Annotated in this window: 1 protein-coding gene; it reads left to right on the forward strand. The window is 44.2% G+C overall.

What is annotated here, in order from left to right:
* Positions 1–228: 228 nt before the first annotated feature.
* Positions 229–522, forward strand: coding sequence for a glutathione S-transferase N-terminal domain-containing protein (locus ACTXGO_RS16585; protein ID WP_443543323.1), 294 nt, complete (start codon positions 229–231; stop codon positions 520–522).
* Positions 523–597: the final 75 nt, after the last annotated feature.

Below are 597 nucleotides of genomic sequence, written 5' to 3' on the forward strand. Positions count from 1 at the left end.
GAGTATTCAACGCACAGCGGTGATTTGGAAGATTACACGCATAGCCGCATCATTATAAGCCGCAATGCAGCCAAAGAGATTTGGCCAACGGTAGCGACTTGGATTGAAACACACAGCGCCACTTCACCCTGTACATCTCCTCAAACTAACTTCACATAATATAACTGAACTAAGTTTGTGCGCTGGTTACACTCAATAGCGTTATCTATTAATTTGATGGAGTAAATTATGAAGTTATATGTCATACCAGGTACTTGCGCTGTCGTACCCCATACCACACTTGAATGGACGGGCGCAGATTACGAGCTTGAGCTATTAGATCACGACTCCTCTAAGTCAGCAGAATATTTGCGTATCAATCCACAAGGCACTGTCCCTGCGATCGTTGATAGCAGTAGCGATGGCTCTGAAATCATAGTCACTCAAAACATCGCCACTCAAGTCTACATTGATGCCAATTATCCTAAAGCCAATATCTTTGGTACAGATGCTTCAGCTATTAGTAGAGCAAAGGTGATGTAGTGGCTAGCATTTGTGAATGCTGATGTGCACAAAGCCTTTGCGCCACTCTTTGGACCTGATGGCTTCGTTGAAGGC

The organism is Psychrobacter sp. T6-1 (assembly GCF_052258445.1).

Excerpts from the sequence above, each read along its gene's own strand:
- ACTXGO_RS16585 (WP_443543323.1), top strand. The coding sequence starts at position 229 with ATGAAGTTATATGTCATACCAGGTACTTGCGCTGTCGTACCCCATACC.